Source organism: Streptomyces sp. NPDC002671 (genome assembly GCF_053592475.1).
Map to the genome: position 1 here is coordinate 618,991 of NZ_JBSFVU010000001.1, position 20,736 is coordinate 639,726.

General features: G+C 70.1%; 13 protein-coding genes, 1 tRNA gene and 1 rRNA gene. 3 read left to right on the forward strand and 12 right to left on the reverse strand.

What is annotated here, in order from left to right:
• Positions 1-16 precede the first annotated feature (16 nt).
• Both ACWD35_RS02630 and ACWD35_RS02635 read left to right on the forward strand, forming a co-directional pair.
• Positions 17-862, forward strand: coding sequence for an Fpg/Nei family DNA glycosylase (locus ACWD35_RS02630; protein ID WP_451349286.1), 846 nt, complete (start codon positions 17-19; stop codon positions 860-862).
• Between the two features lie 47 nt (positions 863-909).
• Positions 910-1,674: an SDR family NAD(P)-dependent oxidoreductase gene (locus ACWD35_RS02635; RefSeq protein WP_451349287.1), complete on the forward strand. Its 765-nt coding sequence runs from the start codon at positions 910-912 to the stop codon at positions 1,672-1,674.
• A 328-nt stretch (positions 1,675-2,002) separates the two neighbouring features.
• Here ACWD35_RS02635 and ACWD35_RS02640 read toward each other — a convergent pair whose 3' ends face one another.
• From ACWD35_RS02640 to ACWD35_RS02680, 9 genes are all read right to left on the reverse strand, one after another.
• Positions 2,003-2,473: a Dps family protein gene (locus ACWD35_RS02640; protein WP_451349288.1), complete on the reverse strand. Its 471-nt coding sequence runs from the start codon at positions 2,471-2,473 to the stop codon at positions 2,003-2,005.
• 202 nt (positions 2,474-2,675) lie between these two features.
• Positions 2,676-3,050 carry a helix-turn-helix domain-containing protein gene (locus tag ACWD35_RS02645; RefSeq protein WP_451349289.1) on the reverse strand — a complete coding sequence of 125 codons (375 nt, stop codon included), beginning with the start codon at positions 3,048-3,050 and terminating at the stop codon, positions 2,676-2,678.
• Between the two features lie 109 nt (positions 3,051-3,159).
• Positions 3,160-3,705, reverse strand: a complete 546-nt coding sequence (locus ACWD35_RS02650) for a CinA family protein (protein WP_451349290.1) — start codon at positions 3,703-3,705, stop codon at positions 3,160-3,162.
• Entirely contained in the window at positions 3,702-4,478 is a 777-nt protein-coding gene (pgsA, locus tag ACWD35_RS02655; RefSeq protein WP_451349291.1) for a CDP-diacylglycerol--glycerol-3-phosphate 3-phosphatidyltransferase, read from the reverse strand. Before pgsA ends, ACWD35_RS02650 begins: the two co-directional genes overlap by 4 nt.
• Positions 4,475-5,953: a 30S ribosomal protein S12 methylthiotransferase RimO gene (gene rimO / locus ACWD35_RS02660; protein WP_451349292.1), complete on the reverse strand. Its 1,479-nt coding sequence runs from the start codon at positions 5,951-5,953 to the stop codon at positions 4,475-4,477. Before rimO ends, pgsA begins: the two co-directional genes overlap by 4 nt.
• A gap of 81 nt (positions 5,954-6,034) precedes the next feature.
• The gene (locus ACWD35_RS02665) at positions 6,035-6,877 is read right to left on the reverse strand and encodes a helix-turn-helix domain-containing protein (protein ID WP_451349293.1); all 843 of its coding nucleotides are present in this window, start codon (positions 6,875-6,877) and stop codon (positions 6,035-6,037) included.
• A gap of 292 nt (positions 6,878-7,169) precedes the next feature.
• Positions 7,170-9,950, reverse strand: coding sequence for a DNA translocase FtsK (locus tag ACWD35_RS02670; protein WP_451349294.1), 2,781 nt, complete (start codon positions 9,948-9,950; stop codon positions 7,170-7,172).
• Positions 9,951-10,073: 123 nt separating this feature from the next.
• Positions 10,074-10,754, reverse strand: coding sequence for a response regulator (locus ACWD35_RS02675; RefSeq protein WP_451349295.1), 681 nt, complete (start codon positions 10,752-10,754; stop codon positions 10,074-10,076).
• A gap of 273 nt (positions 10,755-11,027) precedes the next feature.
• Entirely contained in the window at positions 11,028-16,484 is a 5,457-nt protein-coding gene (locus tag ACWD35_RS02680; RefSeq protein WP_451349296.1) for a HAMP domain-containing protein, read from the reverse strand.
• A gap of 408 nt (positions 16,485-16,892) precedes the next feature.
• On the opposite strand from ACWD35_RS02680, the gene ACWD35_RS02685 reads away from it, so the two are divergent.
• Positions 16,893-19,649: a SpoIIE family protein phosphatase gene (locus tag ACWD35_RS02685; protein ID WP_451349297.1), complete on the forward strand. Its 2,757-nt coding sequence runs from the start codon at positions 16,893-16,895 to the stop codon at positions 19,647-19,649.
• A 63-nt stretch (positions 19,650-19,712) separates the two neighbouring features.
• Here ACWD35_RS02685 and ACWD35_RS02690 read toward each other — a convergent pair.
• The 3 genes from ACWD35_RS02690 to rrf all read right to left on the reverse strand — a co-directional run.
• Positions 19,713-19,788, reverse strand: a tRNA-Thr gene (locus ACWD35_RS02690).
• Between the two features lie 84 nt (positions 19,789-19,872).
• Complete coding sequence (locus ACWD35_RS02695; protein ID WP_451349325.1) at positions 19,873-20,535, reverse strand: DegT/DnrJ/EryC1/StrS family aminotransferase; 663 nt, start codon at positions 20,533-20,535, stop codon at positions 19,873-19,875.
• Between the two features lie 114 nt (positions 20,536-20,649).
• Positions 20,650-20,736, reverse strand: a 5S ribosomal RNA gene (rrf, locus tag ACWD35_RS02700); the annotation flags it as partial.

Here is a 20,736-nt window from a genome sequence, read left to right on the forward strand (position 1 = left end):
GTGGCACCCTTGACGCATGCCCGAGGGTGACACGGTCTGGCAGGCCGCGCGGCGGCTGCACGAGGCCCTCGCGGGCAAGGCGCTGACCCGCAGCGACTTCCGGGTACCGAAGTACGCGACGGTCGACCTCACCGGCCGTACCGTCCTGAACACCATCCCACGCGGCAAACACCTGCTCACCCGCTTCGAGGGCGGCCTCACCCTGCACACGCACCTGCGGATGGAGGGGGCGTGGAAGGTGTACGGCATGGGCGAGCGCTGGCGCGGCGGACCCGCGCACCAGATCCGCGCGGTGCTCGGCACCGCCGACCGCACGGCCGTCGGTTACCGCCTCCCGGTCCTGGAGCTGCTGCGCACCACGGACGAGGAGCGCGTCGTCGGCCACCTCGGCCCCGACCTGCTCGGCCCCGACTGGGACCCCGAGCGCGCCCTGGCCAACCTCCTCGCGGACCCTGCCCGCCCGCTCGGCGAGGCCCTGCTCGACCAGCGCAATCTGGCCGGTATCGGCAATGTCTACAAGAGCGAGCTGTGCTTCCTGCTCGGCGTGACACCCTGGCTGCCCGTCGGCGCGCTGCCCGCGGACCGCGCCGCGAAACTGCCCGCCCTCGCCCAGAAGCTGCTGGAGACCAACCGCGACCGCCCGGTCCGGCAGACGACGGGCCTGCGCGGCCAGGACCTGTTCGTCTACGGCCGCGCGCCCCGCCCGTGCCTGCGCTGCCGTACCCCCGTCCGGGTCGCCGACCAGGGAGACGGCTCGCAGGACCGCCCCACCTACTGGTGCCCGGCGTGCCAGGCGGGCCCCACTCCCGCGCCGGGAGCACCGCAGAGATGGCGGGAGCGCCATCCCCGCCGCACCAGTTGACGGTCCACTAATTGACGGACCGTCAGAAACCCTCGTACGGTCCCTGCATGGCCCTCACGGCGTACGACCTCACCGGCCGCACCGCGTTCGTCACCGGAGCCGCCGGCGGCATCGGCCGGACCTCCGCCGTCCTGCTCGCCGAGGCGGGCGCGACGGTGCACTGCGCCGACCGGGACGTGGACGGCCTGCACGGCACGGCCGAGCTGATCAAGAACCGCGGCGGCACGGCACACCTCCATGTCCTCGACGTCACCGACCGGGCGCGACTCGCCGAGGCCGTACGGTCCTGCGGGCGCCTGGACGTGCTGGCGGCCATCGCCGGGATCATGCACAGCAGCCCCGTCCTGGAAACGCGGGACGAGGATCTCGACCGGGTGCTGAACGTCAACTTCAAGGGTGTGCTGTACGCATGCCAGGAGGCGGCCCGGCTGATGCTCGCCCACGGCACCCGGGGCAGCATCGTCACGATGGCCTCCGGCGCGGTCGACACCGGCGGTGCCGGGCTGCTCTGCTACGGCGCGGCGAAGGCCGCCGTGGTGCAGCTGACGAAGACGCTTGCCACCGAGGTCGGCCGGCACGGCATCCGGGTCAACGCGATCGCGCCGGGCTGGGTCCGCACCCCCATGACCGACCGCCACGACCGCGAGGCGCAGGCGCACACCGAGGCCGTGATGGCCCGGATGTCGCCGCTGGGCCGGGTCGGCGAGCCCGACGACGTGGCGCACGCGGTGCTGTATCTGGCGTCGGACGCGTCGGCGTTCACGACGGGCCAGATACTTCGCCCGAACGGGGGTGTGGCGATGCCCTGGTGACGTCCCCTGCCCGCCAGGCGGCCGTCCACCGCCCCGTCGGCACGGCCCCCGCCGCCCGCTCCTTGGACGCACAGTGCACGGGCAGCAGGCTCAGCCCCCACCCGCCGGCCGCAACGGCCCCCTCGACGACTCCCGCGCCCTCCCCCAGAGCGAGCCGCAGCACGGCCCACCACCACACCGCGCCCAGCGTCAGCGCGGCGCCCCAGCGCGTCATCCGCCCCACCATGCCGCCACCTCCAGCCGGACGCTAGAACGCCGCCCCATCCACGCGGGAGGCGCAACAAGGGCTCACCGATGCAACACCGGGCAACCGGCCCCGGCCGAACCGCTACGCATGCTCCGCCTGGAACATCCAGTGATGCTTCTCCAGGTCCGCCGTGACGCCGATGAAGATGTCCTGGGAGACCGGGTCCGCCTCACCGGTCGCCGCAACCCGCTCCCGCATCCGGACGATCACCGCGCCGAGCGCGTCCACCATCGTCCCGACCGCGTCCGTGTCCTTGATCCAGCCGGCCGGGGTGTTCCCGATGCCGCTGCCGGAGGCCACGGTGGCCGCGCGCCCGTCCGGTGGGACGCCCAGCGCCGACGCCCGCTCGGCCACCGTGTCGGAGTGGGCGCGCGCGGAGTCGACCACCTCGTCGAGCTGGAGGTGGATGGAGCGGAAACGGGGCCCGACGACGTTCCAGTGGATCTGCTTGGCAACCAGCCCCAGGTCCACCAGGTCCACGAGTGCGCCCTGCAGCGCCTCGGACACGGTCTTCAGGTCCGCATCGGCCAGCCGGCTCTTCACGACGTACATCCGCTTCCTCCGTGCTTCGGTGCCGTCACGTCAACCCCTTCACCATGACCGCCTCACGGAATACCGGCAAATGGACGCAGAAAGCTTGAACGGCACAGACGTCGGCAGCGACGCAAAAGCCCTGGCCGGCTCCCCAGGTCTCCCTGGAGAAGCCCGGCCAGGGCTTCACACGTATCGGGTGGTCAGGCCGCGCAGGCGAACCTCACGCGGCGACGACGTCCACCGCTTCGGCGGGCGCCTTGATGGTCACTCGTTCCGGTGGCACGCCCTTCACCGAGACAGAGCCCAGCATCGGGCGGACCGGCGTGGGCACGCGCTCGGTGGCCGCAGCGGACTGCGCCAGTTCGGCGAGCGCCAGCTCGTCGCTCACTTCTCGCATGAGTTCCGACATCCGTACGTCCAGCGCGTCGCAGATGGCGGCGAGCAGTTCGGAGGAAGCCTCCTTCTGCCCCCGCTCCACCTCGGAGAGATAGCCGAGTGAGACTCGGGCGGACGAGGAGACTTCGCGCAGAGTACGGCCCTGGCGTTGGCGCTGCCGACGCAGCACGTCACCCAGCAGGCGACGGAGCAGAATCATCGGTGGCTCCCTCCTCGGACCGCGTAGCCGCATCCTTCTCGCCCCACCGTACCGCCTCGCGCCGCGGCCGTGCGGGGAGCGATGTCGTGTTCACTCAGGGCTGCAAACATCAAAACCCCCCGTTCTGTTCCGTATCCTGTGCCCGCTCATTTCCGGTCTGTTCGCCCGCAAGCTCCTTCAGAAGCAGTGCGAGTACGCTCCGTACACTCTCCATACGGATTTCCGCGCGGCGGCCGTTCAACCGCAGGGCCTCGACTTTTCCGCCACCGGCAGAACCAGTGCCGTCGGTGAGGGGGCCGTCGACGGCCACGAACACCGTCCCGACGGGCTGGCCGTCCTGCGGATCGGGACCGGCCACGCCGGTCGTCGCGATGCCCCAGTCGGCCCCCAGCGCCTTGCGCACGCCGACCGCCATCTGGGCCGCGACCTGCGGATCCACCGCTCCGCGCTCGGCCAGCAGGGTGGCGTCGACGCCCAGCAGCTCGTGCTTGAGCCTGGTGGCGTAGGCGGTGACCGAACCCTGGAGGACCTTCGACGCTCCGGGGACCGCCGTGATCTCGGCCGCGACCAGGCCACCGGTGAGCGACTCCGCGACGGCGAGAGTCTCGCCCCTCACGGTCAGTAGTCGCACTAGCTCGGTGGCCGTGGAACTCACGCTTCCTCATCCCCCAACGCTGCCGCGCGCTCGGCGATTCCCCGTCGGCGCAGGACAATGGCCTGTCTTACGTAGTCGAGGCCGGTCACGACGGTCAGGACGACGGCCGCGGCCATCACCCAGAACCTCAGCGTGGCCAGCCATCCCGTCAGTGCCAGGACGTACATCCCGACGGCGACGCCCTGGGTGAGCGTCTTGAGCTTGCCGCCCCGGCTGGCCGGGATCACGCCGTAGCGGATGACCAGGAAACGCAGCAGGGTGATCCCGAGTTCCCGGCCGAGGATCACGCCCGTCACCCACCACGGCAGATCGCCCAGGTAGGACAGACAGATGAGCGCCGCCCCCATGATCGCCTTGTCGGCGATGGGGTCAGCGATCTTCCCGAAGTCGGTGACCAGGTTGTAGGTGCGCGCCAGGTGCCCGTCGAACAGGTCCGTGATCATGGCGATGGCGAAGGCCGCCCAGGCCAGCGCGCGCCAGGCCGGGTCGTAGCCGCCGTTCGCCAGCATCAGCGCCACGAAGCCCGGCACGAGGACCAGCCGGAGCATGGTCAGCAGGTTGGCGACGTTCCACACGCTGGCCTGGTTGACGGCCGCCGCGGCCAGCTTCGCGCCGCGTGGCGGCCGGCCGCCGGCCTGCGGGTCAGGAGCCGGACCGGCGGGACCGGAGGCGGAACCGGAGACCTGGGGAGCGCCGTCGGCAGCCGCGGCGGAACCCCGGGCGCGCTGCCCGCCGGAGGAGCCGCCCGCGGCGGATGCCGGGACTCCGGTCATCTGCCCGCCTCCTCACTACACGCGAGCGAGCCGGTGAGCGGCTCGGCCACCAGGTCGACACCTTCCGTACCGACCACCTTTGCCTCGACCATACGTCCGACGCTCAGGCCTTCGCCGCTCGTGAGCAGTACCTGGCCGTCGGTCTCCGGGGCCTGGTGCGCGGCACGGCCGTACACGCCGTCCTCGCCCTCCTCGTCCACGGACTCCACGAGGACCCGCACGGTCTCCCCGACGCGCTCCTCGGCACGCTGCGAGACCAGTTCCTCGGCGAGCCGGGAGATGTGGGCGAGGCGCTCGGCGACGACGTCCTCGTCGAGTTTGTTGTCGTACGTCGCCGCCTCGGTGCCTTCCTCGTCCGAGTACCCGAAGACGCCGATGGCGTCCAGGCGGGCGCCGGTCAGGAAGCGCTCCAGTTCGGCGAGGTCGGACTCGCTCTCGCCGGGGAAGCCGACGATGAAGTTGGAGCGCACACCGGCCTCGGGGGCCTTGCTCCGGATCGTGTCGAGCAGTTCCAGGAAGCGGTCGGTGTCGCCGAAGCGGCGCATGGCGCGCAGCACGCCGGGCGCGGAGTGCTGGAAGGACAGGTCGAAGTACGGGGCGATCTTCGGGGTGGAGGTCAGTACGTCGATGAGGCCGGGGCGCATCTCGGCCGGCTGGAGGTAGCTGACGCGCACGCGCTCGATGCCGTCGACCTCGGCCAGCTCGGGCAGCAGGGACTCCAGCAGCCGAATGTCGCCCAGGTCCTTGCCGTAGGAGGTGTTGTTCTCGGAGACCAGCATGATCTCCTTCACGCCCTGTTCGGCCAGCCACCGCGTCTCGTTCAGGACGTCGCTCGGGCGGCGTGAGATGAAGGAGCCGCGGAAGGAGGGGATGGCGCAGAACGAGCAGCGGCGGTCGCAGCCGGAGGCGAGCTTCACCGAGGCGACCGGGGCGCCGTCCAGACGGCGGCGCAGGGGCGCGCGGGGGCCGGAGGCGGGTGCCAGGCCCTCGGGGAGGTCGGTGGGGCCGTGGCCGGGCAGGGCGACGGCGGCGGCCGACTCCTGCCGCTCGGCCGGGCTGATCGGCAGCAGCTTGCGGCGGTCGCGCGGGGTGTGCGCGGCGTGGATGCCGCCGGAGAGGATGGTCTGCAGGCGGTCGGAGATGTTCGCGTAGTCGTCGAAACCGAGCACGCCGTCGGCCTCGGGCAGCGCCTCGGCGAGTTCCTTGCCGTACCGCTCGGCCATGCAGCCCACCGCCACGACGGCCTGGGTTCTCCCGTGCCCCTTCAGGTCGTTGGCCTCCAGCAGGGCGTCTACGGAGTCCTTCTTTGCGGCCTCCACGAAGCCACAGGTGTTGACCACGGCGACATCGGCGTCCCCGGCGTCCTCGACGAGCTGCCAGCCGTCCGCCTCCAAACGGCCTGCGAGCTCCTCCGAGTCCACCTCGTTACGGGCGCAGCCGAGAGTGACAAGTGCGACGGTACGGCGTTCAGGCATGGGCTCAAGACTACTTTGTCTGTCTGACACCCGATGTCGACGGGGTTGGCGATCTTGGCCAACCCCGTCGTGGCCTCGGGGCTATCCGACCTCGGGGTCGCCCTTCGTGTAGGTGAGGCGCTCCACCGCGCCCGGCTGGAAGTCGTCCTCGATCTTCTTGCCGTTGACGTAGAGCTGGATGGCGCCGGCGTCACCCAGGATGAGATTGATCTTCGAGCTGTCCTGGAACGTCTTGGACTCGCCCTGCTTCAGCAGCCCGTCGAAAAGCATCCGGCCGTTGTGGTCCTTGGCGGAGATCCAGCTGCGTCCGTTCGCCGCGCTGACCTGGACGGTCACCTTGTCCTGCGGGGCGGCGGCGATGGCGCTGTCGGACGGCTCGGCGGTCGGCGAGGCGGGCTTGTCCTTCTTGGGCGTGGGCGAGGCGGACTTGGTCTTCGTGGGCGTGCTGCCCTCGGCGACCTGCGACTTCGAGTCGCCTCCGCCGTCGCCGCCCTTGACCGCGGTGAACCCCACGAAGCCGATCACGACGACGATCGCGGCCACCATCGCCGCGGTCCAGTTGGGCCCCCGCCGCTCGGGACGGATCCGTTCCGCCTCGAACAGGGGCGCGGCCGGGGTGGGGGCGGGACGCCCGCCGTGCTCGGCGTCGAACCGCGCGATCAGCGGTGCGGGATCCAGGTGCACGGCCCTGGCCAGCGTGCGGATGTGTCCACGGGCGTACACGTCGCCGCCGCAGGGCGCGAAGTCGTCCGCCTCGATGGCGTGCACGATCCCGATACGGACACGAGTGGCACTGCTCACGTCCTCTACCGTGAGCCCGGCCGCGACGCGCGCCTCCTGCAGGGCGCGGCCCACGGAGGGAAGGGCTTCCTGGGACTCGTCTGGGAACGGACGCTCGTCTTCAGGGGAGTTGCCGATGGACACGGGGGCGCCTTTCGAGCGTGTAGCCACCTGTGCTGGAAGCTCAGTCTAGGGGGGGTGCGAAAGGATGGGGCAACCGGGCGCTGAACTTTGTACGCCATCGGAACGGCCGGTCATCCCGGTGGCGGAGCGGGCACGGATCCCCGCAAAGGATCCACAGTTCCCCTCTCGCTCAACTTGACGTACGACAAAGGGAAACGGTTGCCCGCCGATCTCTAACGGGTGGATCACGGCGATGCCGCCGCCCGGCGTAACCCACGTCCGCCGGACGGCCCGCAACGTGTTGCGCCTACCCCTAGGACTCCCCGCGAATCACCGCGAGCACGCCGTCCAGCTCATCGGGCTTCACGAGAACGTCACGCGCCTTGGAACCCTCGCTGGGCCCGACGATGTTCCGGGACTCCATGAGGTCCATCAGCCGCCCGGCCTTGGCGAAACCGACGCGCAGTTTGCGCTGCAGCATCGACGTCGACCCGAACTGGGTGGAGACGACCAGCTCGGCCGCCTGGCACAGCAGGTCGAGGTCGTCGCCGATGTCCTCGTCGATCTCCTTCTTCTGCTTGGTGCCCACGGTGACGTCGTCGCGGAAGACCGGCGCCATCTGGTCCTTGCAGTGCTGTACGACGGCCGCGACCTCGGCCTCGGTGACGAACGCGCCCTGCATACGGGTCGGCTTGTTCGCGCCCATCGGCAGGAACAGGCCGTCGCCCTTGCCGATCAGCTTCTCGGCGCCGGGCTGGTCGAGGATGACCCGGGAGTCGGCGAGCGAGGAGGTGGCGAAGGCCAGCCGCGAGGGCACGTTGGCCTTGATCAGACCGGTGACGACGTCCACGGAGGGGCGCTGGGTGGCGAGCACCAGGTGGATGCCGGCCGCGCGCGCGAGCTGCGTGATGCGCACGATCGAGTCCTCGACGTCCCGCGGGGCGACCATCATCAGGTCGGCCAGCTCGTCGACGATCACCAGCAGGTACGGGTACGGCTGCAGCTCCCGCTCGCTGCCCTCGGGCGGCTTGACCTTGCCCTCGCGGACCGCGCGGTTGAAGTCGTCGATGTGCCGGTAGCCGTAGGCAGCCAGGTCGTCGTACCTGAGGTCCATCTCGCGGACGACCCACTGCAGCGCCTCGGCGGCCCGCTTGGGGTTGGTGATGATCGGCGTGATCAGGTGCGGGATGCCTTCGTAGGCGGTCAGTTCGACGCGCTTGGGGTCGATCAGGATCAACCGGACGTCCTCCGGGGTCGCCCGCATCATGACCGAGGTGATCAGGCAGTTGATGCAGGACGACTTGCCGGAGCCGGTGGCGCCGGCGACCAGCATGTGCGGCATCTTCGCCAGCGAGTGCATCACATACCCGCCCTCGACGTCCTTGCCGAACGCGACCAGCATCGGGTCGTCGTCCTCGGCGGACTCCGCGAGGCGCAGCACGTCCCCGAGGTTGACCATCTCCCGGTCGGTGTTCGGGATCTCGATGCCCACCGCGGACTTGCCGGGGATGGGGCTGATGATCCGCACGTCGGGGCTGGCGACCGCGTAGGCGATGTTCTTGGTCAGCGCGGTGATCCGCTCGACCTTCACGGCGGGGCCGAGTTCGACCTCGTAGCGCGTGACCGTCGGACCGCGCGTGAAGCCGGTGACGGCCGCGTCGACCTTGAACTCGGAGAAGACCTGGGTGAGCGAGGCGACGACCGCGTCGTTGGCCGCGCTGCGCGCCTTGCCGGGGCCGCCGCGCGTGAGCAGGTCCAGGGAGGGCAGCCCGTAGGTGATGTCCCCGGCCAGCTGGAGCTGTTCCGCGCGCGGGGGCAGGTCGCGCGGTTCCTCGGGGGCCTTCTTGGTGAGGTCGGGAACGGACTTGGTGAGGTCAGGGACACTCTCGGCCTCGGGCTTCTCCGCCTTGAGCTTGTCCTGCCTGAGCTTCTCCTGCTCGGGGCGGGCGGCCGGGACCGGGGTCGGCGTGGGCGTGGGCACCGGTGTGGTGTCCTCGCGCTCGCCCACGCTGACGCCCTGGGTGAGGTCCGCGACGAGCGGGGACGGCGGCATGCCGTGCAGCACGGCGCCGTCCAGCGCGGCTGCCGCGGCGGCGGCGACGTCCACGGCGTCCATCTGCCGCTTCGGGTCGGGCTGCGGCACCGCGGAGCGCCTGGGGCGGCCACGGCGCCGCGCGAGGGCCTCCTCCTCGACGTCTGCGGGGTCGTACGCCTCAGGGGCGCTCCGGCGCCTGCGGGGGCGCGCGGGCAATGCCTCGCGCCACTGCTCCTCGTAGCGCTCGTCGTCCTCGGCGTAGTCCTCGTACTCCTCGGCCTCGTGGTCGTGCAGGACGCCCAGGCGCACGCCGAGCGCGCGCAGCCGCTGCGGGACGGCATTGACCGGGGTGGCGGTGACCACGAGCAGCCCGAAGATCGTCAGCAGCACCAGCAGGGGTACGGCCAGCACCTCGGTCATGGTGTACGTCAGCGGGGTCGCCGCTGCCCAGCCGATGAGGCCGCCGGCATCCCTTATGCCCTGCATGCCGTCGCTGCGGGCGGGCGAGCCGCAGGCGATGTGGACCTGGCCGAGCACGCCGATGACGAGCGCGGACAGGCCGATCACGATCCGGCCGTTGGCCTCCGGCTTCTCCGGGTGCCGGATGAACCGTACGGCGATCACCGCGAGCAGTATCGGCACCAGCAGGTCGAGCCGGCCGAAGGCACCGGTCACCAGGATCTCCACCAGATCGCCGACCGGGCCCCTCAGGTCGGCCCAGGTGCCGGCGGCGACGATCAGCGCGACACCGAACAGCAGCAGCGCGACGCCGTCCTTGCGGTGTGCCGGGTCGAGGTTCTTCGCGCCGCGCCCTATGCCGCGGAAGACGGCGCCGACGGCGTGCGCGACGCCGAGCCACAGGGCGCGCACGAGCCGGTAGATGCCCCCGGTGGGACTGGGGGCCGGCTTCGGCGGCGCGGCCTTCTTGGCGGGCGCTTTCTTCGCGGGCGCCTTCTTGGCCGGGGCCTTCTTCGCGGCGGCTTTCTTCGCCGGACCCTTCGCGGGAGAGGCCGCCTTCTTCGCGGGCTGCTTCTTGGCTGCGGAGGGACGTGAGGCCATGGGTGTGAGGTTACCGGGGGAGACGACAGCGGACACGTGTGCCCAGGGCTTCACCCGTTCGTGTCGCCCTTGCCAGGGCACGGAACTGACGCACGCTCATGGGCAACTACCCCGCCGCGTACGTCAGTTCTGGGTCGGCACCGACGCTCTGCCGCCGCCCGTACCCGGCTCCAGGGCGTCGAGCGCACGGCGCAGCCCGGTGAGCTTGCGTTCCAGATGGGCCGCCGTGGCGACCGCCGCCGCGTCCGCGGACTCGTCATCCAGTTGCTTGGACAGCGCCTCGGCCTGCTCCTCGACGGCCGCGAGCCGCGCGGACAGCTCGGCGAGAAGCCCGGCCGACTCCTTGCCTGCGACCGCGCCCTTGCCGCCGCCCTCCAACTGCAACCGCAGCAGCGCCGCCTGCTCCCGCAGCTGGCAGTTCTTCATGTACAGCTCGACGAAGACCGAGACCTTCGCGCGCAGCACCCACGGGTCGAACGGCTTGGAGATGTAGTCGACCGCGCCCGCCGCATAACCCCGGAAGGTGTGGTGCGGGCCGTGGTTGATCGCGGTGAGGAAGATGATCGGGATGTCCCGGGTCCGCTCACGCCGCTTGATGTGCGCGGCGGTCTCGAACCCGTCCATGCCCGGCATCTGGACGTCCAGCAGAATGACCGCAAAATCGTCCGTGAGCAGTGCTTTGAGCGCTTCCTCCCCGGACGATGCCCGCACCAGCGTCTGATCGAGCGCAGAGAGGATGGCCTCCAGCGCCAGCAGATTCTCCGGCCGGTCATCGACCAGGAGGATCTTGGCCTTCTGCACCATGGCCCGCCCTCCTCGCCCCGGCGCTACACCGGGCGCCGCCCCAGGGGACGACTCCCTGTCGCCGCCCGTCCTTGTGCCGGTCATCGTAGCCGCACCCCGCCTGTCGCCACACCCTGTCACCGCGATGTCACTGTGCACATAGCGGAAACGCGGAGAGAGCCCCGAAGGTTCCAGGAATCCCAGATTCCATCACGTCTCCGGGGAGTGCGGGCCGACGGCTCCGCACACACACCCGACGTTCCCGCAACGTTCACGCACGGTCGGAAAGTTCCCTCACTCCGCCCCCATCCACTGCTGCATCACCGTCAGCAGATGATCCGGGTCGACCGGCTTGGTCACGTAGTCGGAGGCGCCCGACTCGATCGCCTTCTCCCGGTCGCCCTTCATCGCCTTCGCCGTCAGCGCGATGATCGGCAGCCCCGCGAACTGCGGCATCCTGCGGATCGCCGTGGTCGTCGCGTACCCGTCCATCTCGGGCATCATGATGTCCATCAGCACGACCGCCACGTCGTCGTGCTGCTCCAGCACCTCGATGCCCTCACGGCCGTTCTCGGCGTACAGCACCGAGAGCCCGTGCTGTTCCAGGACGCTGGTGAGCGCGAAGACGTTGCGGATGTCGTCGTCGACGATCAGCACCTTCTCGCCGCCGAATCGCACCGCGCGGGCCTGCTGCGGCGCGCTCTCCTGCTCGGGCAGCGCCGACCACGGCTCGGGCCGGGGCTCGACCTGCGGCAGGCCCCGGCGACGGCGCCGGAAGAGCGCCGCGGGACCGTTCTGCGTCTCCCGGTACGACTTCACCTCCGCCGGCATCTCGATCTCCACGGCGGACAGCTCCGAGGACAGCTGTGTCTCGGAGGCGAGCAGTTCGCCGGCCTCCAGCGGGGCCACCGACTGCTGGTAGCCCTGCGGCGGCAGTTCGCTCAGGTGCAGCGGCAGGTACAGCGTGAACGTCGAGCCGCGGCCCGGCTCGCTCTGCGCGTGGATCTCACCGCCGAGCAGCTGCGCGATCTCCCGGGAGATAGACAGTCCGAGGCCGGTGCCGCCGTACTTGCGGCTGGTCGTGCCGTCCGCCTGCTTGAACGCCTCGAAGATCACCCGCATCTTGCTGGCCGCGATGCCGATGCCCGTGTCGGTCACCGAGAACGCGATCAGCGGCGCGTCCGGGTCGGTGAGCGAACCGGCCTCCAGCAGCTGCTCCCGGATGGACTGCGGCACGCCCGCGCCGGCCGGCCGGATCACCAGCTCCACCGACCCGGAATCGGTGAACTTCACCGCGTTGGACAGCAGGTTGCGCAGCACCTGCAGCAGCCGCTGCTCGTCGGTGTGCAGGGTGGCGGGCAGCTCCGGGGAGACGCGTACGGACAGGTCCAGGCCCTTCTCCGCGGTCAGCGGCCGGAAGGTGGCCTCCACGTAGTCCACGAGCTGGACGAGCGCGATGCGCGTCGGGGAGACGTCCATCTTGCCCGCCTCGACCTTCGACAGGTCCAGGATGTCGTTGATCAGCTGGAGCAGGTCGGAACCGGCGCCGTGGATGGTCTCGGCGAACTCCACCTGCTTCGGCGAGAGGTTGCCCTCCGCGTTGTCGGCGAGCAGTTTGGCCAAAATCAGCAGCGAGTTGAGCGGCGTGCGCAGCTCGTGCGACATGTTGGCGAGGAACTCGCTCTTGTAGCGCATCGACACCGCGAGCTGCTCGGCGCGCTCCTCCAGGACCTGCCGGGCCTCCTCGATCTCGGTGTTCTTCACCTCGATGTCCCGGTTCTGCCGGGCCAGCAGCTCGGCCTTCTCCTCCAGTTCGGCGTTGGAGGCCTGAAGGGCCTTCTGCCGGTTCTCCAACTCGGCGGACCGCTCCTGCAGCTGCTCGGTCAGCCCCTGCGACTGCTTCAGCAGCTGCTCGGTCTTGGTGTTGACCGAAATGGTGTTGACGCTGGTCGCGATCATCTCGGCGATCTGGTTGAGGAAGTCCTTCTGGATCTGCGTGAACGGCGTGAAGGAGGCCAGCTCGATCACGCCGAGCACCTTGCCCTCGAAGAGGACCGGCAGCACGATCACCTGCGCGGGCGGGGCCTCGCCCAGCCCGGACGAGATCTTCAGGTAGCCGCTGGGCGCCTTGTCCACCAGGATCGTGCGCTTCTCCTGGGCAGCCGTGCCGATCAGCGCCTCACCGGGGCGGAACGACGTCGGCATGGAGCCCATCGAGTAGCCGTACGAGCCCAGCATCCGCAGCTCGTAGGCCTCCTTACCGTCGGCCACGTCCTTGCCGTCGACGAGCGGCAGGGCCAGGAAGAACGCGCCGTGCTGAGCGGAGACCACCGGCGTCAGCTCGCTCATGATCAGGGAGGCGACGTCGTCCAGGTCACGTCGGCCCTGCATCAGCGCGGAGATACGGGCGAGGTTGCCCTTGAGCCAGTCCTGCTCCTTGTTGGCGATCGTGGTGTCGCGCAGGTTGGCGATCATCTTGTTGATGTAGTCCTGGAGTTCCTGGATCTCGCCGGACGCATCGACGTCGATCTTCAGGTTCAGGTCTCCACGGGTCACCGCGGTCGCCACACGCGCGATCGCACGCACCTGCCGGGTCAGGTTCCCGGCCATCTCGTTCACCGACTCGGTGAGGTCGCGCCAGGTGCCGTCGACGTCACGCACGCGTGCCTGGCCGCCGAGCTGTCCCTCCGTACCCACCTCGCGGGCCACACGCGTGACCTCCTCGGCGAAACTGGACAGCTGATCAACCATCGTGTTGATCGTCGTCTTCAGCTCAAGGATCTCGCCGCGTGCGTCAATGTCGATCTTCTTCGTCAAGTCACCCTTGGCGATGGCCGTGGTGACCATGGCGATGTTGCGCACCTGACCGGTCAGGTTGGACGCCATCTGGTTCACGGACTCGGTGAGGTCCTTCCAGGTGCCGGCCACACCCGGTACGTGCGCCTGGCCGCCCAGGATGCCGTCCGTGCCCACCTCACGGGCCACCTTGGTGACCTGGTCCGCGAACGAACTCAGCGTCTTGACCATCGTGTTGATGGTGTCGGCGAGCTGGGCGACCTCGCCGCGGGCCTCGATCGTCACCTGCCGGGTCAGGTCGCCGTTGGCGACCGCCGCCGCGACCTGGGAGATGTTCCGCACCTGCATGGTCAGGTTGTTGGCCATCAGGTTTACGTTGTTGCTGAGGTCCTTCCAGATGCCGGTGACGCCCGGCACGTGCGCCTGGCCGCCCAGGATGCCCTCGGTGCCCACCTCGCGGGCCACCCGAGTCACCTGCTCGGCGAAACTGGACAGCTGGTCAACCATGGTGTTGACCGTCGTGACGAGCTCAAGGATCTCGCCCTTCGCGTCAACGGTGATCTTCTTGGACAGGTCGCCCTTGGCGACCGCGGTCGTGACCTCGGCGATGTTGCGCACCTGGATCGTCAGGTTGTTCGCCATGAAGTTCACGGACTGCGTGAGGTCCTTCCAGGTGCCGGAGACACCCTGCACCTCGGCCTGACCGCCGAGGATGCCCTCCGTGCCCACCTCACGGGCCACGCGCGTGACCTCCTGGGCGAACGACGACAGCTGGTCGACCATCGTGTTCAGGGTGTTCTTCAGCTCCAGGATCTCCCCGCGCGCGTCCACGGTGATCTTCTGGGAGAGGTCACCGCGCGCCACGGCGGTGGCGACCTGGGCGATGTTGCGCACCTGGGCCGTGAGGTTGCCGGCCATGCCGTTCACGGAGTCGGTCAGGTCCCGCCACACACCGGCCACGCCCGGCACCTGCGCCTGTCCGCCGAGCCGCCCCTCGGTACCCACATCTCGCGCGACGCGGGTCACCTGGTCCGCGAAGGCGGACAGCTGATCAACCATCGTGTTGATCGTGTTCTTCAGCTCAAGAATCTCGCCGCGCGCGTCAACATCGATCTTCTGCGACAGGTCGCCGCGCGCCACGGCCGTCGTCACCTGCGCGATCTGCCGCACCTGGGAAGTGAGGTTGCCGGCCATGAAGTTGACGGAGTCCGTCAACTCCTTCCAGGTGCCCGACACTCCGTCCACCCGGGCCTGACCGCCCAGGCGGCCCTCCGTGCCCACGTCCCTGGCCATCCGGGTCACCTGGTCGGCGAAGCTCGACAGCTGGTCCACCATCGTGTTCACGGTGTTCTTCAGCTGGAGCATCTCGCCGGAGACGTCCACGGTGACCTTCTGGGACAGGTCGCCGTTCGCCACCGCCGTCGTCACCTGGGCGATGTTGCGCACCTGCCCGGTGAGGTTGCGGAATGCAGTGTTGACGGAGTCCGTCAAGTCCTTCCACGTACCGGCCGCGCCCGACACCTGCGCCTGGCCGCCCAGCTCACCCTCGACACCGATCTCCCGCGCGACCCGGGTCACCTCGGCACCGAACGCCGACAGCTGGTCCACCATGCCGTTGACGGTGTTCTTCAGCTCCAGCATCTCGCCGGCCACGTCCACGGTGACCTTCTGCGAGAGGTCACCGCTCGCCACGGCGGTCGTCACGGCCGCGATGTCCCGCACCTGAGTGGTCAGGTTCCGGAACACCGTGTTGACGGAATCCGTCAGGTCCTTCCACGTACCCGCCGCGCCCGGCACGTTCGCCTGCCCGCCGAGCCGCCCCTCCGCGCCGACCTCGTTCGCCACGCGCGTGACCTCGTCCGCGAAGATCCGCAGCGTCTCGGTCATCTGGTTGATCGTCTCGGCGAGCTGCGCGACCTCACCGCGCGCCGGCACCGTCACCTTCTGCGACAGGTCGCCGTTGGCGACGGCCGTGGTCACCTGGGAGATCCCGCGCACCTGAGCGGTGAGGTTGCCGGCCATCGTGTTGACGGAGTCGGTCAGCTCCTTCCACACGCCGGCCACCCCGGGCACCTGCGCCTGGCCGCCCAGAATGCCCTCGGTGCCCACCTCACGGGCCACCCGGGTCACCTCGGAGGAGAACGAGGACAGCTGCTCCACCATCGTGTTGACGGTGTTCTTCAGCTCCAGCATCTCACCGGCGACATGCACGGTCACCTTGCGTGACAGGTCACCGCGGGCCACGGCCGTCGTCACCAGGGCGATGTCCCGTACCTGCGCCGTCAGCCGGTTCGCCATCGTGTTGACGGACTCGGTCAGGTCCTTCCACGAACCCGACATACCGCGCACCCGGGCCTGACCGCCGAGCTTGCCCTCGGTGCCGACCTCGCTGGCCACGCGCGTGACCTCGTCCGTGAACGTCGAGAGCTGGTCGACGAGATTGTTGACCGTACGGCCGACCTTCAGGAACTCGCCGCGCAGCGGATGCCCGGTGCCGTCCGGGGCCTGCGTCCGCAGGTCCATCCGCGGCGACAGATCACCCTCGGCCACCGCCGTCAGCACCCGGCTGACCTCGGAGACCGGCCATACGAGATCGTCGACCAGCGCGTTGGAGGCGTCGATGGCAGCCGCCCAGGAGCCCTCGCTGGCGCCCGTCTCCAGCCGCTCCGTGAGTTTTCCCTCACGCCCCACCATGCGCCGCACCCGCGACAGCTCACCCGTCAGATGCATGTTGCGGTCGGCGACCTCGTTGAAGACCGCCGCGATCTCCGACATCACGCCGTCGCCGGACACCGTCAGCCGCTTGCGGAAGTTGCCGTCACGCATCGCCACCAGGGCCGCCAACAGGCGGTTCAGGGCAGCCGCGTCCACGGCGGTGGTGCCCCCGTTCTTGCCCAGGGACGGTCCGCCCTTCGCGCGCGTCTTCGCGCCCCGCGTCGCTGCGCCAGACTCCACTGTGTCCCTCCCGCAGGGGTCGACCATTACTGCTCTGCTCGGCCTCTCGGCCCGGCATGCCGCTCACCCGACATACCGGTTACTTCCGCGTACCAGTTACTGCTGCATATTTCTGCCAGACGAGATCCGGCCACACCAAGACCTGCTGCCCGCCGTACACGGAACACACGCAAGCCGACCCGACCTTCATCAGAAGCTTGCCCAGTGTTTCACCCCGGCCGAACCAGGCCATAACAGTTCGGCAGCTTCGCACATCGTCCGCACACCCTGGGGGGTAAACACCCGCAACCGGCATCCGCTCGGACGGTGAAGGTAAGTAACCTTGCATGCGGCTGTCCAGCCGTACCGGTCCGACCGGCCTGGGCGCTGGCACGAGCACGAGCGGGCATCGGAGGGGCGGCCCAGACCATGACCACCGGACTGATCCCTGGGGGACAGCCCCCGGAGCCACGGCCGACGGGCGAGCGGATGCCGCAGCAGCGGCGCGAGCCGGACGGCCATTCAGCCCTGCACGCCGACAACCGGCCGAGGAGTTCTGTGATCACCGCGCGCGCGGCTGCCAGCTTCGAGCCCGTCGGGCGATCGGTCGCGACCGCCCGGTCGTTCGTCCGGGACACCCTCCAGGGCTGGGGCTTCGCCGACATCGTCGACGACGCCGTCGTCCTCACCAGCGAGCTGGTGACCAACGCGGTCGTCCACGCGGGCACGCACGCGGAGGTGCTGTGCCTGCGCACCGAGGACGGCGTGCGCATCGAGGTCTCCGACCGCTACCCGGAGCGCGAGGTCCCGCTCCAGACCTCCGCCGCCACGATGGGCAACCCCGACCGCGAGGGTGGCCGCGGCCTCCAGCTCTGCGCGGCGCTCGCCGCCCGCTGGGGCGTGGACTACACGCCCACGCACAAGAACGTCTGGTTCCATCTGGCGCTGCCCGAACGCCCCGTGGGCACCCGCGCCGCCGGCCCCTGCCTCCCCGCCGACCTGCTCCCGCTGGCCGACGGCCGGGTCCGCGTCGCCGTCCTCCAGGTCGACCGCAAGGGCTCCCTCACCTCCTGGAACGAGGACGCGGAGGAGCTCTTCGGCTACGCGACGTCCGAGATCATCGGCAAGCCCCTGACCGACCTCGCGGCCTGGCCGCACACCCCGGGCACCGGCACCGGCATCGCCGAGGCGCTCCGACTGTCGCGCTGGGAGGGCAGTTACGGGATCCGCGGCGCCGACGGCCGGGTCGCCCCGGTGTACGCCTCCCACCTGAGGGTCCGCGACACCGGCGGCGAACCCTCCACCGTCTGCCTGCTGGTCCGGGACCACGAACGCGCCGTCCTGCAGACGCCGTTGCGCGTCCCGGCCACTGACCCGGTCACCTCCCCGGACGGCCAGAGCACCGACCCCTTCGAGGTGTTCATCGGCTCCCCCGCCCCGGACGACCTCGACGGCCTCCTGCAACGCACGGTGGAGCGCGCCCGCGACATGCTCGACGGCGACTCCGCGTTCCTGCTGCTGGCCACCGACGACGAGACCGAACTGGAGGTCCGCGCCTCCACCGGCCTGCCCTCCGCCCGCCAGCGCTTCGCCCGCGTCCCGGTCGAGGCGGGCCCCGGCCGCTACGGCTCCGCGCGCATGCCCGCCGTCCACGACGATCTGACCGCCGTACCGGGCGCCGTATCGCTGCTGTCCGGCACCGGCATGCGCTCGGTCGTCACCGTCCCGCTGAAGGTCGAGGGCCGCCTCACCGGCTCCCTCGGCGTCGCGGCCGAAGCCCCGGGCCGGTACTCCAACGAGGAGGCACTGCGCCTCCAGTTCGCCGCCGACCGCATCGCCCTGGCCGTCGAGTCGGCCCGCCTGGGCGAGCTGGAGCGGCTGCGCCGCGGCTCCCTCAGCTTCCTGGTCGAGGCCTCCGACCTGCTGGCCGGCACCCTCGACCGCGACCAGACGCTCGCCCTGATGGCGCAGATGACGGTCCCGACCCTGGCCACCTGGTGTGCGGTCTACACGATCGCCGACCAGGCTTCGGAGCCGTACCTGTCGTACGTCCTGCACGAGGACGAGGAACTCATCGACGGCATCAAGTCGTTGCTCTCCAAGATCCCCGCGCCCGACCCCGTACCGACCCCCGGCGCCCGCATCTGGACGACCCCCGGCGAGGTGGCGCACCAGGCCGCCCTGCGCACCTCGATGCGCAGTCTCGGTCTGGCCGGCGGCCCCACGCAGCAGGTTGCCGCGGGCATCGGCCCGACCCTCGCCACGGCCTCCGCGGTCGGCGGCGAGACGGTCGTGCTGCCGCTGGTCGCCCGCAACCGCGTGATCGGCATGCTGACCCTCGGCAAGCCCACCGACGAACACTTCCGCCAGGAAATCCTGGAACTGGCCGAGGACCTGTCCCGCCGGGCCGCCCTGGCCCTGGACAACGCCCGCCTGTACTCGGAGCGCACGGCCATCAGCCAAGCCCTCCAGCGCAGCCTGCTCCCGCCCGGCCTGCCGCAGATCGACGGCGTCGAGGTCGAGGTCATCTACCGCGCGGCGGGCGAGGGCAACGAGGTCGGCGGCGACTTCTACGACGTCTTCCCCATCGGCAACGGGGCCTACGGCTTCGCCATCGGCGACGTCTGCGGTACGGGACCGAACGCGGCGGCGGTCACGGGCCTCGCCCGGCACGCCCTGCGCCTGCTGGCCCGCGAGGGCCTGAGCGGCCCAGCTGTCCTGGAGCGGCTGAACTCCGCCATCCTCGACGAGGGCGACCGCAGCCGCTTCCTGACCCTGCTCTACGGCGAGCTGCGGACACAGCAGGACGGCAGCGTCGAGCTGAAGGTGGTCTGCGCCGGCCACCCGCTCCCGCTGCGCCTGCGCCAGGACGGCACGGTGGTGGCGGCGGCCGAACCGCAGCCGCTGCTCGGCGTCATCGAGGACCTGGAGCTGTACGAGCAGACGGTCATGCTCGATCCGGGAGACGTCCTGCTGTGCGTCACCGACGGCGTCACCGAACGCCGGGAGGGCTCGCGCATGTTGGGCGACGACGGCCTGGCCGACGTCCTCACCACGTGCACGGGTCTCACGGCCGGCGCGGTCGCGGCCCGCATCAAGCGCGCGGTGGAACGCTTCGCGTCGGACGCCCCGTCGGACGACATGGCGATTCTGGCAATGCGCGTCCCGGGCCTCCACACGGACTGAGGCCCGGGGGCCCGCCCGCCGGGCGCACGAAAAAGGCCCACCCTTTCGGGTGGGCCTTTCTGCTGGAGCCCCCAAACGGAATCGAACCGTTGACCTTCTCCTTACCATGGAGACGCTCTACCGACTGAGCTATAGGGGCCTGTCGCTTTCGAGGTTTCCCTCGCGGCGACAAGAAAACCATACCCTGAACAGGCCCGATCTCCCAAACTCGTTCGGGCACCGATCAGAAGGCGGGCTGGAGCAGTCCCCCAAGAGCGTTGCAGGCGGACACGATCCGCTGCATCTCCCGCTTCGTCAGCGTGGCGTCCACGGGCAGCGCCAGCGTCTCGTCGGCGGCGCCCTCCGTCTCCGGCAGCGCCACGCAACGCCGGAACTCGGGCAGCCGGTGCACGGGCGTCTTCACGGGCACCCGGCACTCAACGCCCTTGGCCCGCAGGGCCCGAGCGAAGGCGTCCCGGTCCGGCCGGCCGTTGCCCGGCACACGCACGACGTACTGCTGATAGGTGTGCCCGTCACCGCCGTCGGGCGTCCGCACGCCCTTGAGCTTGCTGTCGAGGTACGCGGCCCGCTCCCTGCGCTGCGCGACCTCGTCGTACGGCGCCTCGGACTCGCCCTGCTCCAGCACCAGCAGCTCGTGGCGCTGCCCGAGCGCGTGCAACCGGCCGATGTCGGCACGCCGTCCGAAGCGGTGTACGACAACGACGGCTGCCGTGTGGGAGGTTATCGCCGCTTCGACAGCGGACGGGTCCAGGCAGTAGGTGACCGGATCTATGTCGGCGAACACCGGGGACGCGCCCGCCAGGGTCACGGCCTCGGCGACCTCGACGTTCCCGAAGGCCGGTACGACGACCTCGTCACCGATTCCGACGCCGGCGGCCCTGAGCATTGCAGCAGTACCCATGTGCTGGATGCTCGGCTCGCAACGTGAACGACACGTTAAGCAAAACGTAAAAAGGTCGGACCCTGAACCGAAGTTCAGGGTCCGACCTTATTAAAAGGAGTTCGGCGGCGTCCTACTCTCCCACAGGGTCCCCCCTGCAGTACCATCGGCGCTGTGAGGCTTAGCTTCCGGGTTCGGAATGTAACC